Here is a 15,030-nt window from a genome sequence, read left to right as displayed (position 1 = left end):
ATCCCTCAGATCTCATCAGGCCACGCATGCTCAGCGTGGCCGCGACACGGTTCGATGCACGGCGTCGGCCAGGGTCGCTTGCGAGTAAGGTTTGGCCAGGCGGGGGATTTGCAGCTGCGGGCCGGCTGGCAGGTCGGCATAGCCCGTGGCCATGATCATGGGGAGATCCGGCCAGCGCTCGCGTATGCGTTCGGCGAGCTGGGTACCGGTCATCTGCGGCATGGCGTGGTCGGTGATGACGAGGTCCACGCAGGTCGCTTCAAGCACCTGCAGTGCCTCGTGCCCCGAGCGCGCAGGGATGACCTGGTAGCCGAGGGCCTCCAGCATGTCGACCGTTGTCGTGCGAACCAGGTCGTCGTCGTCCACGGTAAGGATGCTGACGACGGTGTCTGGTGCGCAGCGTCCCGGGACTTGCGTAACGTGCGCCTCGCGTGACGCCGGTAGATCATGGACCTGTGCGGCGGGCAGCCAGATTTCGGCGGTGGTGCCTTCATCCACGCGGCTGCGGAGGATTAGCGTGCCACCGAGTTGCTCGGACAGGCCGTGAACCATGGAGAGGCCGAGGCCCGTGCCCTTGCCGACGCCCTTGGTGGTGAAGAACGGCTCGATGGCGCGCTTGAGCATGGTTTCGTCCATGCCGGCACCCGAATCCGACACCGACAGGCGCACGTAGTGACCCGGGGAGAGTGTGGCGTGGCCCTCCTGCATCCAGTCTTCGTCGGTCGTGATAATCAACGTGCCCACGCCGTCCATGGCGTCACGGGCGTTGACGGCCAGATTCAGCAGGGCCGTCTCCAGTTGATTTGCATCGGCGCGGATGGTGGGGACGCGTGGCCCGAAGTACGTCTCCAGCACGATGGTGGGACCGAGCGACCGACGCAGCAGCTCGGTCATGCCTTCCACGAGCTGGCGCAGGTCGATGCTCTCGGTCTTGAGGTCCTGGCGTCGCGCGAAGGCGAGCATGCGTCGCGTCAAGGCGCTACCGCGTTCCGCGCCTGCGATGGCGGTGTCCGCCAGGCGCAGCAGCAGCGGCTCCTGCGGCATGCGTTCGCGAAGCAGGTCGAGACTCCCCTGCACGGCCATCAGCAGGTTGTTGAAGTCGTGCGCGATGCCGCCTGTGAGATTGCCGAGCGCCTCCATCTTCTGCACCTGCAGGAGGGTTTGCTCGGCCTTGATGCGCGCGGTCTTCTCGACTGCTTCGGGCACCATGGCGACCACATTGCCGGATTCATCCGTCACCGGGCGCATCGAAAAGTCGAACGAACGTACGCCCGTAGGCAGGTTCAATGCCATGCTCATGTGCTCGCTCTTTCCGGCGGCCGCTCGTCGGGTCGCCGCTTCGACAGCCTGTGGCATGCCTGGCGTGCCACCGAACCACGGCGTGAGCCAGAACGGCAGTCCGACCACATCGTCCAGCGTCGCTTCGACGCCGGCCAGCGCTGTGGCGTTCGCGTAGACCACGTTGCCATCGGGCGAGAGCAGGTACTGGTAGAGGTGCGAGGTCTCGAAAATGGTGCGCAGGTTGGCTTCGCTGCGTTCGAGCGCGGCCGTGCGCTCGGCCACCATGGCTTCGAGGTGCTCGCGAAATCGCCGTTCGCCCTCGCGTACGTTCTCTTCTGCGCGGACACGGGCGGTGGTCTCCACCACGAAGGCGATGACGCCGCCGGGCATCCCGCTCTCGTCGAGGACCGGCGAGTAATCCAGGTTCATCCACACCGGTTCGGGCTTTCCATTCCGTTCGAGCGTGAGCTGCTGGTCCTTGTACGCCAGCGTGCCGCCCGCAAGCCCTACCCGCATCACGTTGTCGTTGAAGTCGGCGACCTCAGCCCAGCCCTTGCGCACCTCCGAACCCAGCAGTCGCGGATGCCGGGCGCCGGCGAAGATGGAGTACGCGTCGTTGTAGATCATGATGCCCTGCGGGCCCCACAACAGCACGATAGGAACGGGTGAGAGCAGCAGCATGGCGGTAATGGTGCGCAGGCTCTGCGGCCACGTCTCGAGCGCGCCCAAGGGTGTGCGCGTCCAGTCGAATGCGCGAATCAGCGCACCGGCTTCACCACCGCGATCCAGCCACGAAAGGCCGTCGGTATCACCAGGCACGAAAGGGGGATGTCGGGTCATCGGAACCGGTCCACAGGGCTCGTGGTGAGGATTCTAGAAAGCCATACGTGATGGCGACCACAAGACGGGGTCGCGGGCGCGCTAAGGGTCAGCGCCGGTTTCGGGCACGGGCTTCGTCCAGCCGGCGGCACAGCACATCCACACTGGCGAGGATGGAGGGCGAGGGCGAGGCGAGTGTGGGGGTATCGACGGTCATCACGTTGTCGTGCTTCACCGCACTCAGGAAACCACTCTGGCGCCATACGGCGAGGTCGTCGTGGCCGCCGCCGTCGCCGCTGATGATGACGTCGGGATCGCGCGCCAGCACGGCTTCGCGCGTGACGGTGGGCGCTGCCTGCGAGAGGTCGGCGAAGATGTTGTCACCACCGCAAAGGTCGAGCGCGTCATCGATGATCTGCGCACGGCCGATCGTCATCAGGGGACGGTCCCATATCTGGTAGAAGACCTTCAGACGTGCCTTGCCGGCATAGTCGCTGCGAAGCTTCGCCAGCGAGGCGTCGAAAGCCGCCGCGTTCCGATCGGCTACGTCCTGCGTGCCGGCGAGCTTCCCGAAACGTCGCGTGGCGGGTGCGACGTCGGCGAGACGCGTCGTCTCCGAATAGAAAATCGGAATGCCGAGCCGACTGAGTTTCTCCACCTGTGCCGCCGGCGTGCCGCTTCGCCAGACGACGATGACGTCCGGCTTGAGACCGACGATCCGCTCCAGATCGATCATCGTGGCGTCGCCGATGATTGGCACCTTCTTCGCTTCGTCCGGATGATCGCTGAAGCGGGAGGTGCCCACGACGTAGGACCCTGCGCCGGCGGCGAAGAGTGCGTCGGTAATGTTCGGTGCGAGGCTGACGATGCGATGGGCGGGAGCCTTGAGCGTGACCGTGCGTCCCGCATCGTCGGTCACCGTCACGTCGGCGCTGGCGGCGCTGGCGATAAAAAGGGCGAGAAGGCCAAGGGCGCGAATCATGGGGAACGTCCGTTGAGGCGTCCGGCACGGAAGAAACGTTCGCCGTCGAGTGTTACGCCGTGGATGGGATGGTGGAAGGCAGCCGACAGATGTTCGCTGGTGATGACCTCGTCCGTGAAGCCGGCAAGCGCACCGCCACTGCCGTCCAGGAGCACGGCATGCGTCGCGTGCTGGAAAGCCAGGTTGATGTCGTGCACCGTATACACCACGGATTTTCCATCATGCGCCGCGGTGTGCAACAACTCGTGCAGGGTCTTCATCTGGTGATGCAGGTCCAGCGACGACAGAGGCTCGTCGAGGAGCATCACGTCGACATCCTGGGTGAAGAGTGCGGCGATGTTCACGCGTTGGCGCTCGCCACCGGAGAGGGTCGTCACGTCGCGCTCCGCCAACGATTCCAGTTCGAAGGTGCGCAGGGCACGCTGCGCCGGCTCGAGATCCTCGTCGCCCCATGCCCAGAACGGCAGCCGAGGGTGCCGTGCGGCGACCACCGCTTCCATCACGGTAAGACTGAAGGCGTCGACGATGGATTGCGGCAGGAAGCCACGCAGGCGGGCAAGCTCGATCGGCCGGTACGCCCGTATATCGCGGTCGCCCAGCAGCACGCGTCCCTGGTCGGGTTCGCGCAGGCCGGCAAGCGCACGCAGCAAGGTCGACTTGCCCGCCCCGTTCGGACCGAGCACGCACCAGACCTGGCCGGGTTCGACGCGCATGCTCAACTCGCGCACCAGCATGCGTTCTCGTACGGAGAGGCTGACGGCCTCAGTGGCGAGAACGCTGCTCATCGGCGCTTCACCAGCAGGAACATGAAGGTCGGTACGCCGATTACCGCCATGACGGCGCCGACCGGTAGCTGGATGGGATCGGCGACGATCCGCGAGATCGTGTCGGCCACGACGACAACGATGCCGCCACCAATCGCGCACGCGGGAATCAGCACGCGCTGGTCATTGCCGATGACACGGCGCAGCGCATGCGGAACCACCAGCCCGACGAAGCCCACGGTACCGGCGGTCGTCACCGCGACGGCGGTCGCCAGCGAAGCGATGACGAAGATCGCGGACTTCACTACGTTGGGGCGAACGCCAAGCGCGCTGGCGGACTCTTCGCCGCGACCGAGAAGGTTGAGCTGCCGCCCGAGCGGTACGACGCACAGCACGCCAAGCAACAGGCTGACCACGGGGAGCAACGGATTGGCCACGCCGCTGAGGTCGCCCATCATCCAGAACAGCATGCCGCGCAGGTTCTTGTCCGGCGCCAGCACCAGCATCATGCTGACGATGGCGCCGAAGCCGGACGCCAGCATCACGCCGATCAGGATGAGGTCGGTGGAGTCTTCGCGTTGCGCGGCACGCTGGCGGGACAACAGATCGCGATGGCCGAGCACGAACACGGCCAGGCAGGCGAGCAGCGCGCCTGACGCCGCGCCCGCGGCGATCAGCACGGCGCCAAGTCCCCCCAGCATGGCGCCCAGGGCGCCCACCGAGGCCCCGCCGGAAAGGCCGAGCGTATAGGGATCGGCCAGCGGGTTGCGTACCAGGATCTGCATCAGGCAGCCCGACATCGCGAGCAGGCCTCCCACGCCGTACGCCGCGATGGAGCGGGGCAGGCGCAGTTCCCAGATGATCGAATGCATGGGCGTATCCATCGACGACACGAGGCCCTGCCACGATGCGGCGACGGTCGAGTCTCCGCCGCCGATCAGCACGGACGCGAGTACCGCGATGACGGCAATGAGCAACATGCCAAGCCAGAGACGGATCGCGGATCCGAAGGTCGCCATGCGCGGTGCTTTCGCAGAGAGCCTCGTCGTCATCGCATCGAGCGCTCCGCCCAATCGATCTCGTAGCGCGTACTGCGGCCCCCGCCGGGGAGTCGGCGCAGTAGACCTTTTTCCGTGAGGTCGCCCAGGTGACGCGTCGCCGTGGCCTTCGAGACTTTTGCCACGGCCTGGTACTGCGAGGCGTTGATGCCATTGGCGAAGCCGCGTTCACCACCATCGAGCAGACGATTGATCACCTTGCGCTGTTCCGCCGTAAGCACGTGGTCTCCGTGCTCGCGCCAGAACCGCGCCTTGTCGAGCACGCGGTCGATGCGCAACAGTGCCTGCTCGAGGCTGTTCAGCAACGTCTGCAGGAACCAGACCAGCCATTCCGTGATGTCGAGGTCGCCCTTTTGGCTCTGTTCGAGCACGCGGTAGTAGCCGGAGCGGTCGGCAAGAATGCTGGCCGACATGGTGTAGAAGCGGATGGCCTGATGTTCCGCCTGGGCCAGTGCCAGATCGGTGATCGCGCGCGTAAGTCGCCCGTTGCCGTCGTCGAAGGGATGTAGCGTCACGAACCAGAAGTGGGCAATGCCGGCGCGCAGGAGTGGGTCGAGCGTCGATGTCCGCGCACTCGACTCGAACCATGCGAGAAAGGCGTTGACCTGGGTGTCCAGGCCCTCGCGTGGCGGGGCCTCGAAGTGCACGGTCGGCTTGTCGAGGCGGCCGGAAATGACTTGCATCGGCGCGTCACCCCGGAGCTCACCGATACGGATGCGTACCGGAAGCCATGTCTCCCGCGCCGGAAACAACAGGTGGTGCCAATGAAACAGCCGCGGGAGGTCGAGCGGCTGCGTGTAGTGCTGGGTGGCGTCAAGCATCAGCTCGGCCAGGCCCTCGCTGCGCGGCGTGCTGCGTCCATCCATCTCACCCTGGAGCCCGAGTCGCCTTGCCAGCGATGACCGTACCGAGGCCGCGTTGAGTGGCTCGCCCTCGATGGCGGAGGACGTGATGATGTTCTGGAGGAGGGAATCCAACTCGGTTTCGAGACCCGCCTCGGCACCGGCCGAACCCACCGCGCCCAGTAGGCGTCCCTGAGCCAACTGGCACGCTCGCAAAAGGGCTGGCACACCGTCACCGTGCCAGCGAAAGGCCGGCCAGTCAGTGTGTTGCCAGATCCATTGGGGGTCGGTCATGTCGCCTCTCTCTGACCCGATGAGCCGAATGCCGATGCTATTCGGCTCATCAAATGAGCCGAATATATCGTTTAATCGGCTCACATGCCACGCCAGCGCCCTGTCCTCAGGGCTTTGCGACGAGCTTCACGACGCTGGAGAAGTCCAGCCCGCCATGACCCGCCTGGCTGTTCATGGCGTAGAGATTGCGCGCGAGTTCGCCGAGCGGAATCGATGCGCCCACGCCCATCGCCGCCTCTGCCGCGAGTCCGAGATCCTTGAGCATGAGGTCGTTGCCGAAGCCGCCGGTATAGCCGCGCGAGGCAGGTGCGTTCTCCAGAACACCCGGCCAGGGATTGCAGACTTCGGTGGCCCAACTGCGGGCCGTGCTCACGGCCATCATCTGCGACAACACGGCGGGGTCCAGTCCGTGGGCGACACCGAGCGCGATCGCCTCGCCGGTGACCGCCATGATGACCCCGAGCGCCATGTTGTTGCACAGCTTGGCCACCTGGCCCGCACCGCTGGCGCCGACGTGGAAGATGTTCTTGCCCATGTTGGCCAGCACGGGGCGCGCCCGCTCCAGCGCGTCCCTCTCGCCGCCCACGATGAAGGTGAGCGTGCCCGCTGCCGCACCCGCCGTGCCACCGGAAACCGGCGCATCGATCATGGTCAGCCCACGTTCGCCAGCCGCCCTGGCGACCTTCTGCGCCGACGCGGGAGCGATCGTGCTGCAGTCGATCACCAGTGCGCCATCGGCAATGTGCCGGAGCAGCCCGGACTCACCCAGGTACAGCCCTTCGACATGGCGACTGGCCGGCAGCATGGAGATCACGACCTCCGCGCCCTGCACGGCGTCCGTTGCCGTGTTCGCGGCGCTTGCGCCGTGGGATACGGCCTGTGCAACCGCCTCGGCGGCAAGGTCGAAAACATGCAGCGTGTGCCCGGCTTTGAGCAGGTTGGCAGCCATCGGGCCACCCATGTTGCCCAGGCCGATAAAGGCGATGCGGCTCATCGTTCATTCCTCGGAGCGGTGTCGTTGCCCAGGTCGCGCAGCGGATGCTCGCCGGCGTTCCAGGGCGCAATGAAGAAGGGTGCGACCCACGTCGGCGTCGCGTCGGCCAGGGTCGCCGGACGCCACCGCGGCGTGCGGTCCTTGTCGATCAGCAAGGCGCGGATGCCTTCGGCGAAGTCGCCGTGGGCGGCGCAGCGCAGGGAGACCACGTATTCGAGGCGGAAGGTGTCGGCCAGCGACAGATGCGAAGCGCGCTGCTGTAATTCAAAGGCCAATCGTGCGGAACCGGGCGCACCCGCGTCCAGCGTCTGCCTCGCCGTGACCAGCCATGGATCGTCGCCTGGCATGGCCTGGATCGCGGCAACGACCATGCCGAGGTCGCCGTGTGCACAGGCAGACGCGATCGCGGCGCGGTGGTCCTGCAAAGGACCGGACGTCGGCGGCACGGCGAAGCGCTCGAGCACCTCCGTGAGCAGGGGCGCGTTGCGCTGGTTATCGTCCGACCATGCGGCAAGGAGCAGGGCCGCATCGAGATGCTCGCGACTGGCTACCGGTAGCTGCACGTCGGCGAGGCCGGCATGAATGGCGTCGCCACTGTTCAGGGGCGCGCCTGTGAGGGCAAGGAAAATGCCCGCCTTTTCCGCCACCCGGTGCAGCAGGAAACTACCGCCGACGTCCGGATACAGGCCGATGGTGATCTCCGGGAATGCGAGGCGCGAGCGCTCCGTCACCACCCGGTGGCTCGCGCCTGCCATCAAGCCGATGCCGCCGCCCATGACGATACCGTGGCCCCAGCAAAGGATGGGCTTCGGATATGTATGGATCAGGTAGTCGAGACGGTACTCCACCGAAAAGAAGTCACTGGCGTAGGCGTTGTTCCTCACGTCGCCGCTACCGCTGGCTTCGTAGTCGCGCATGGACCGATACAGGCTGTGCAGGTCGCCCCCCGCGCAGAACGCTTTCTCACCGGCGCCTTGCAGCACGACCAAGGCGACGGCCTCGTCGCCAGCCCAAGCGCGCAACCGCTCGTCGAGCAGCCGTGCCATGTCGAGTGAAAGACCGTTGAGGGTCTTCGGTGCGTTGAGCGTGGCAACGCCAATGCGTTTGCCGTTACCGGCAACACGTTCCTCGAAGAGCACCGGTGCTTCGGCCGAGGGCGGGAGAGTCACGTCGCTCATGCGTTCTTCCACGTCGGTGCGCGCTTTTCGAGAAAGGCGAGCACACCTTCCTTCTGGTCCTGGCTGTCGAACAGATCCACGAAGGCTTCGCGTTCGCTGACCAGGGCCGTGGCGTGGGTTTGCGTGCGCGTGGCCTGGACCAGCCGTTTGCATGCCGCGACGCTGGTCGGACTCTGCTTGCCGGCTTGCAGCGCCCAGGCGATGGCGCGAGCGCGCGATTCGCCTTTCGGCACGACGTCTTCGACCAGACCGATGCGCAGTGCCGTTGCCGCATCCACTCGCTCACCCAGCAGGATCATTCGCTTGGCCCAGCCTTCGCCGACCAGACGCGCGAGGTTCTGCGTGCCACCCGCACACGGCAGTAATCCGACGCCAGCTTCGGGTAACGCCAGCTGAGCCTGTTCCTCGGCGATGCGCAGGTCGCAGGCGAGGGCGCATTCGAGACCGCCGCCCATGGCGTAACCGTTGATCGCTGCGATGCTCACCCCGCGGAAGGCGGACAAGGCCTCGAACGCTTCGCCGAAGCGGCGAGCGGCTTCTCGCGCCACGGCCTTGTCGCCATCGGCGAACTGTTTGAGGTCGGCGCCGGCCGAGAAGAACTTCTCGCCTTCGCCCGTGACCACCAGCGCATAGATATCGCGGTTGGCGTCGAGGTCGTGGACGAGGTGGCGCAAGGCGACCAGGCTATCGCGGGTCCAGGCGTTGGCTGGGGCATTGGCCAGCGTGACGATGGCCACGTGGCCGTCGATCTCCAGCGTAAGCCCGGTGTAGCGCGTCGCGGTGTCGCTCATCGCAGTTCCTCTTCGGTATTGAGCAGGTGACGCGCGATGATAACGCGCATGATTTCATTGGTACCCTCGAGGATCTGGTGCACGCGGGAATCGCGCAACAGCCGTTCGATCGGGTACTCGCGGATGTAGCCATAGCCGCCATGAATCTGCAGGGCATCGTTGCAGATGGTGAAACCGGCGTCCGTGGCGAAGCGCTTGGCCATCGCACACCATACGGTCGCATCGCTGCTGCCGGCATCCAGCTTGCGTGCCGCCGTATGCACCATCTGGCGTGCGGCGACGAGCTGCGTGGCCATGTCGGCAAGTTTGAACTGCAAGGCCTGGAATTCCCCCAGCTTCTTGCCGAACTGCTTGCGCTCACCCATGTAGCGACGGGCTGCATCCAGTGCGCCCTGGGCGGCGCCGAGCGAGCATGCAGCGATGTTCAGGCGCCCGCCATCGAGTCCCTTCATCGCGATCTTGAAACCTTCGCCTTCGGCACCCAGTCGATGGTCCGCGGGAATACGCACGCCGTCGAAGCTCACGCTTCGCGTCGGTTGACTGTGCCAGCCCAGCTTCTCCTCATTGCGCCCATAGCCGATACCCTGAGAATACGCCGGCACCGCGAAGGCACTTATGCCGCGTGCGCCGCCTTCACTGGTGCGTGCCATCACCACCAGCATGTCCGTCGCTCCGGCGCCGGAGATAAACGCCTTGTTGCCGCTGATCACATACGAGTCGCCGTCACGCTCGGCCCGGGTTTTCAATGACCCGGCATCCGAGCCGGCGCCCGGCTCGGTGAGGCAATACGACGCCAGCTTCGTGCCGCTGGCGAGAAGCGGTCCCCATATGTCGCGTAGGGCCGGCGTCGCGTGTGCGGTGAGCATCCAGGTGGCCATGTTGTGGATGCTGATGAAGGCGGCCGTCGAGGGATCGATGGCAGCGAGTTCCTCGAAGACGATGGTCGCATCCAGGCGCGTGAGCCCCGTGCCACCGGCCTTTTCGTCAACGTAAAGGCCGCAGAAACCAAGGTCGCCGGCCCTGCTTATCGCCTCACGCGGGAACTCGCTCTCTGCGTCCCAGCGCGCCGCATGTGGCGCAAGCTCGGCCAGGGCGAACGCGTGCGCGGCATCGCGAAACGCGAGCTGGTCTTCGCTCAGGTCCGTTTGTGGCGGTGGTGTCCGGGGAATATCCATGACCGCGGCCATCACTTGAGACTGATGGTGGTGTTGACGCCGACGTGTAGCGTGTCGTCGTCGAACCAGCGCTGTGTCACCGTCTTGGTCTGGGTATAGAACATGACGACCTGCTTGCCGTAGGGGCCGAGGTCGCCCAGCTTCGAGGCGCGCGAGCCGGTGAAGGAGAACAGCGGTACCGGGACGGGAATGGGCACGTTGATACCCACCTGGCCCACGTCGATGTCTTCCTGGAAGCGACGCGCAGCGGCACCGGACTGGGTGAACACGGCCGTGCCGTTACCGTTCGGATTGGCGTTGACCAGCGCGATCGCGTCGTCGAGCGAGTCGGCGGCAAGGATGACCAGCACCGGCCCGAAGATTTCCTCGTCGTAGATGCGCATGCCGGGTCGCACGCCGGAAAAGATGGTCGGACCGACGAAGTTGCCGTCCTCGAAGCCCGGCACCCGCGGTTTGCGGCCATCGAGCTCGAGGATGGCGCCTTGCTCGATACCCGAGGCAATAAAGGCCTCGACGCGCTCGCGCGCCGCACAGGAAATCAGTGGGCCGACATCGGTATCGGCGGCGTTGCCTGCGCCGACCTTCAGCGTCTTCGCCTTGCTTACGAGGTCGGCTATCCAGGATTGCGACTCGCCGACGAGCACCGCGGTCGAAGCCGCCATGCAACGCTGTCCCGCCGCGCCGAACGCCGCGCCCGCGAGCGCGTTGAGCGTCTGGTCCTTGTTGGCATCGGGCAGCACCACGGCGTGGTTCTTCGCGCCCATCATGCACTGCACCCGCTTGCCGGTCTGCGATGCACGGTGATAGACGTGCGTGCCGACACGCGTGGAGCCGACGAAGGACACCGCCTTGATATCGGCGTGGTCGCAAATCGCGTTGACCACGTCTTCGCCGCCGTGCACCACGTTGAGTACGCCCTTCGGGACGCCGGCTTCGAGCGCCAGTTCCACCAGGCGCATCGTCACCATCGGGTCCTGCTCGGACGGCTTCAGCACGAAGGTGTTGCCGGTGGCGATCGCCATCGGGAACATCCACAGCGGAATCATCGCGGGGAAATTGAACGGCGTGATACCCGCGCAGACACCAATCGGCTGCAGGAGAGTGTAGGTGTCGACGCCGCCGGCCACGTTGTTGGYGAGTTCGCCCAGCTGCAGGTTGCCGATGGCGGCCGCGTGCTCGACCACTTCGAGGCCCCGGAACACGTCGCCTTCCGCGTCGGGAAGGGTCTTGCCCTGTTCGGCGCTGAGCAGGGTGGCCAGCTCGCCCATGTGCTCGCGAATCAGTTGCTGGTACTTGAGGAAGATACGCGCGCGTACGCCGATGGGCGTCTTGCGCCAGGTCTTGAACGCTTGCGTGGCGGCGGCAACGGCAGCGTTCACCTCGTCAGCCGTGGCGAATGGCACGCGCGCGAGGATGGCCTGTGAGGCGGGATTGACGACATCGCGCCATTCGGTGGTTTGGGATTCGACGAAGACGCCGTCGATCAGCAACTTTACGGTCGCGACATCGGCCGCAACTGAGTCCAGCTTGTTCATGGTCCTGCTCCGTACGCTCACCCGCGAAATGGGTGCTGCGGAGCAGACAAGAGGACCCGGAGCAGCGGGTGGCCGCGCCGTATCAGCCCGTCCGGTTGCCCGCCGCAACACCCGAGGAGGCACCCTAAGGCGCCTGCACAGGCCGGTCTCCGGGCTTGCGAGCGATGCGTACCGCACCACCCCGACACCTTCCCGCGCTAGCGCAGTGGTCTCTCGTCGGGTGTTCTCGCTTACCGTTGCGGGGGCAGCGCCGGAATAGGATCTCGCGATCCGCACCGGCTTCCCGTTTCACCCTGCGCGCCGCGTAAGCGACGACAGGACACCTGTGATCTCCCGAGTGTAGCCGGGTGGCCGAACCGCTCAAGCTGCAGTGCGGTAGAACTCAGCGGCCGACGAGCGCCTGCAGGTGGGCCGGATAACGCTCTCCCTGCAGCGGAATCTTCGAGACCGAGTCGTGGATGTCGCGCAGATCCTCGTCGCTGAGTGCGAGGTCGGCCGCACCTAGGTTCTCTTCCAGTCRATGCAGCTTGGTCGTGCCCGGAATCGGCGCGATCCATGGCTTCTGGTGCAGCAGCCAGGCGAGCGCGATCTGTGCCGGCGTGACGTGCTTCGCGTTTGCGATGGTACCCAGCAGATCGATGAGTGCCTGATTCGCCTTGCGCGACTCCGCAGAGAAACGCGGCACGCTGTTGCGGAAGTCCTTGCTGTCGAAGCTCGTAGCGGCGTCGATCTTGCCGGTAAGAAAGCCCTTGCCCAGCGGGCTGAAAGGAACGAAGCCGATGCCGAGTTCTTCCAGGGTCGGCATCACTTCGGCTTCCGGCTCCCGCCAGAACAGCGAGTATTCGCTCTGCAGGGCCGCCACAGGCTGCACGGCGTGAGCGCGGCGGATGGTCTGCACGCCCGCTTCCGACAGGCCGAAGTGCTTCACCTTGCCTTCGGCGATCAGGTCCTTGACCGCGCCGGCCACCTCTTCGATGGGTACGGACGGGTCGACGCGATGCTGGTAGAACAGGTCAATCACATCGGTGCGCAGGCGCTTCAACGAGGCCTCGGCAACGGCCCTGATGTGTTCGGGGCGACTATTGAGTGCGCCTGGCACACCGCCAACGTCGAAGCCGAACTTGGTGGCGATCACCACCTTGTCGCGGAAGGGGGCGAGTGCCTCGCCAACGACTTCCTCGTTGGTGAACGGGCCGTAGACCTCGGCCGTATCGAAGAAGGTTACCCCGCGCTCGACCGCCGCCCGGATCAGGGCGATGGCCGGTTCGCGTTCGGTGGCGGGGCCGTAGCCGAAGCGCAGTCCCATGCAGCCGAGGCCGATGGCGGAAACTTCGAGGCCGGTCGATCCGAGTTTGCGTGTCTGCATGTCGTGTCCTCTGTGAGCTGACCAATCTAGGGGCCCGGTGCTCACGCGACTAGCCGGTCAAACCGGCTTGGTCTCATAGCCAGAATTCATGAATCGACTCCCAGGGGGTGCCGGAATGGGGCGATTCCTCGCTGTAGCCCAGCACGGGTGTTCCGGATGCTAAAATCCTTGCGCCATTCATGAGTGGGTTTCACGTGTCATGCGCAAGGATCTCCACGACCTCGTCGCTTTCCTTGCCGTTGCCCGGGAAGGCAGCTTCACCCGCGCGGCCGCGAAACTGGACACCACCCAGTCGGCGCTTAGCCACACCATCCGCAAACTCGAGGGCCGTCTCGGCGTGCGCCTGCTCGCCCGCACCACGCGCAGCGTGTCGACGACGGAAGCAGGGCAACGGCTGGTCACCAGCATCGGCCCGATGTTCGATGACATCGAGGCGGAGCTGACGGGTTTGAGTTCGTTCCGCGAGAAACCGGCCGGGGCGATCCGCATCAGCACCTCGGTACACGCCGTGGAAGCCGTACTCGAACCGATGCTGGCGACCTTCCTGCCGCGCTACCCGGATATCCAGGTCGAGGTATCCGCCAACAACGAACTGGTCGACATCGTCGCCGAACGCTACGACTTCGGTATCCGTCTGGGCGGGCAGGTCGGCAACGGCATGATCGCGGTACGCGTCGGTCCGGACTTCCGGATGGTGGTGGTCGCCGCGCCGTCGTATTTCGAACGACGTTCCCGGCCGACCGTGCCGCAAGACCTCACCGCGCATAACTGCATCAACATCCGTCTGCCCACCTACGGCACCTTGTTCCCCTGGGAGTTCGAGAAGGAGGGCCGCGAGATCAAGGTTCGCGTCGAAGGCCAATTGACCCTCAACAGCACGGCGCACATCCTGCGGGCGGCGCGGGACGGCCTGGGACTGGCCTGGGTACCGGAAGATATGGCCCGGTCATACATCGAGGCCGGAGAGTTGATTACCGTGCTGGAGGACTGGTGTGCCCCGTTCCCGGGTTACCACCTCTATTACCCCAATCGTCGGCACATGTCGTCAGCACTTACGCTCTTCGTAGACGCGCTGCGATACCGCGGATTGGCGTAATCTTGCATCAGGCGCGCGACACGCGTGGTAACCCTGACTGAGGAGGCGATATGAGCAAGGGCCTGGATTCAAAGAAGAGCGACAAGAAAAAGCCGGAAAAGACGATGAAAGAAAAGAAAGCCATCAAGGACGAAAAGAAAAAGAACGCCAGGTAACAGCCTGAGTTTTGTGGGAGCCGGCTTTGCCGGCGATGGGGTTCGGGGCAACCCGGCTATCGCCGCTGAAGCGGCTCCCACAGAGAGAGTAAACGTCAGCTCTTTGTAGGAGCCGATTCATCGGCGATAAGGCACGGCTACGTAGCGCGGCCTTATCGCCGATGAATCGGCTCCTACAACGGCTTGTACCGCCTATTTCGCGGCGGCCGCCGTCACGCGCCAGACCGTGTCGCCGACATCGTCCGCGACCAGGATCGCCCCTTCCTTGTCCTGCACCAGGCCCACGGGGGCGCCGAAGAGTTGCTTCTCATCCTTGGAGTAGAAGCCGCTGACCACGGACACGGGTTTGCCGACCGGCGTGCCGTCCTTGAACGCCACGAAGACGACCTCGTAACCGCTCAGCGGTGAGCGATCCCAGCTGCCGTGTTCGCCGATGAAGGCGCCGCCCTGGTAGTTCGCCGGGAGCCCGTTGCTGGCCGACATCAGCAGGCCCAGTGGCGCGACATGCGAGCCGATCGCATAGTCGGGCTTGATCGCCTTGGCGACCATGTCGGGGCGCTGCGGTTTGACGCGGCTGTCCACGTTCTGGCCGTAGTAGCTATAGGGCCTGCCGTAGAACGCTCCTTCCGGTACCGTTGTCATGTAGTCCGGCACTAGGTCGGCGCCGATCTCTTCGCGCTCGTTCACGATTGCCCAGATC

At 65.3% G+C, this 15,030-nt stretch carries 13 protein-coding genes and 1 riboswitch; of the genes, 1 reads left to right on the top strand and 12 read right to left on the bottom strand.

Annotated elements, in window-relative coordinates; all coding sequences use genetic code 11:
- Positions 1-30 precede the first annotated feature (30 nt).
- The 11 genes from AC1DSN_RS03040 to AC1DSN_RS02990 all read right to left on the bottom strand — a co-directional run bounded on the left by AC1DSN_RS03040 (position 31) and on the right by AC1DSN_RS02990 (position 13,079).
- On the bottom strand, positions 31-2,121 hold the full coding sequence (locus AC1DSN_RS03040) for a hybrid sensor histidine kinase/response regulator (RefSeq protein WP_477293617.1): 2,091 nt from the start codon (positions 2,119-2,121) through the stop codon (positions 31-33).
- A gap of 88 nt (positions 2,122-2,209) precedes the next feature.
- Positions 2,210-3,082, bottom strand: a complete 873-nt coding sequence (locus tag AC1DSN_RS03035) for a cobalamin-binding protein (protein WP_477293615.1) — start codon at positions 3,080-3,082, stop codon at positions 2,210-2,212.
- Entirely contained in the window at positions 3,079-3,867 is a 789-nt protein-coding gene (locus AC1DSN_RS03030) for an ABC transporter ATP-binding protein (protein ID WP_477293613.1), read from the bottom strand. The genes AC1DSN_RS03035 and AC1DSN_RS03030 overlap by 4 nt, the downstream gene beginning before the upstream one ends.
- Positions 3,864-4,865, bottom strand: coding sequence for a FecCD family ABC transporter permease (locus AC1DSN_RS03025; RefSeq protein WP_477293611.1), 1,002 nt, complete (start codon positions 4,863-4,865; stop codon positions 3,864-3,866). The genes AC1DSN_RS03030 and AC1DSN_RS03025 overlap by 4 nt, the downstream gene beginning before the upstream one ends.
- A gap of 29 nt (positions 4,866-4,894) precedes the next feature.
- Positions 4,895-6,040, bottom strand: coding sequence for a Fic family protein (locus AC1DSN_RS03020; protein ID WP_477293609.1), 1,146 nt, complete (start codon positions 6,038-6,040; stop codon positions 4,895-4,897).
- 106 nt (positions 6,041-6,146) lie between these two features.
- Positions 6,147-7,034 carry a 3-hydroxyisobutyrate dehydrogenase gene (mmsB, locus tag AC1DSN_RS03015; RefSeq protein WP_477293607.1) on the bottom strand — a complete coding sequence of 296 codons (888 nt, stop codon included), beginning with the start codon at positions 7,032-7,034 and terminating at the stop codon, positions 6,147-6,149.
- On the bottom strand, positions 7,031-8,212 hold the full coding sequence (locus AC1DSN_RS03010) for an enoyl-CoA hydratase/isomerase family protein (RefSeq protein WP_477293605.1): 1,182 nt from the start codon (positions 8,210-8,212) through the stop codon (positions 7,031-7,033). Before AC1DSN_RS03010 ends, mmsB begins: the two co-directional genes overlap by 4 nt.
- Positions 8,209-9,003, bottom strand: coding sequence for an enoyl-CoA hydratase (locus tag AC1DSN_RS03005; protein WP_213948949.1), 795 nt, complete (start codon positions 9,001-9,003; stop codon positions 8,209-8,211). The genes AC1DSN_RS03010 and AC1DSN_RS03005 overlap by 4 nt, the downstream gene beginning before the upstream one ends.
- Positions 9,000-10,178 carry an acyl-CoA dehydrogenase family protein gene (locus AC1DSN_RS03000; protein WP_477293603.1) on the bottom strand — a complete coding sequence of 393 codons (1,179 nt, stop codon included), beginning with the start codon at positions 10,176-10,178 and terminating at the stop codon, positions 9,000-9,002. The genes AC1DSN_RS03005 and AC1DSN_RS03000 overlap by 4 nt, the downstream gene beginning before the upstream one ends.
- Before the next feature lie 11 nt (positions 10,179-10,189).
- Positions 10,190-11,713 carry a CoA-acylating methylmalonate-semialdehyde dehydrogenase gene (locus AC1DSN_RS02995; RefSeq protein WP_477329537.1) on the bottom strand — a complete coding sequence of 508 codons (1,524 nt, stop codon included), beginning with the start codon at positions 11,711-11,713 and terminating at the stop codon, positions 10,190-10,192.
- Between the two features lie 123 nt (positions 11,714-11,836).
- Positions 11,837-12,055, bottom strand: a riboswitch (cobalamin riboswitch).
- Between the two features lie 40 nt (positions 12,056-12,095).
- Positions 12,096-13,079 (bottom strand): aldo/keto reductase, encoded by a 984-nt coding sequence (locus AC1DSN_RS02990; RefSeq protein ID WP_477329535.1) that lies wholly within the window; start codon positions 13,077-13,079, stop codon positions 12,096-12,098.
- A gap of 199 nt (positions 13,080-13,278) precedes the next feature.
- Between AC1DSN_RS02990 and AC1DSN_RS02985 the strand changes: the two genes are divergently transcribed.
- Complete coding sequence (locus AC1DSN_RS02985) at positions 13,279-14,175, top strand: LysR family transcriptional regulator (RefSeq protein ID WP_477293597.1); 897 nt, start codon at positions 13,279-13,281, stop codon at positions 14,173-14,175.
- Positions 14,176-14,522: 347 nt separating this feature from the next.
- Here AC1DSN_RS02985 and AC1DSN_RS02980 read toward each other — a convergent pair.
- Positions 14,523-15,030 (bottom strand): PQQ-dependent sugar dehydrogenase (locus tag AC1DSN_RS02980; protein WP_477329533.1); only part of this gene is annotated, 508 nt, incomplete at its 5' end.

Source organism: Luteibacter sp. P4_D7_3, assembly GCF_056401735.1.
The sequence above is the reverse complement of the archived record's forward strand: the minus strand, read 5'-3'. Positions and strand labels throughout refer to the sequence as shown.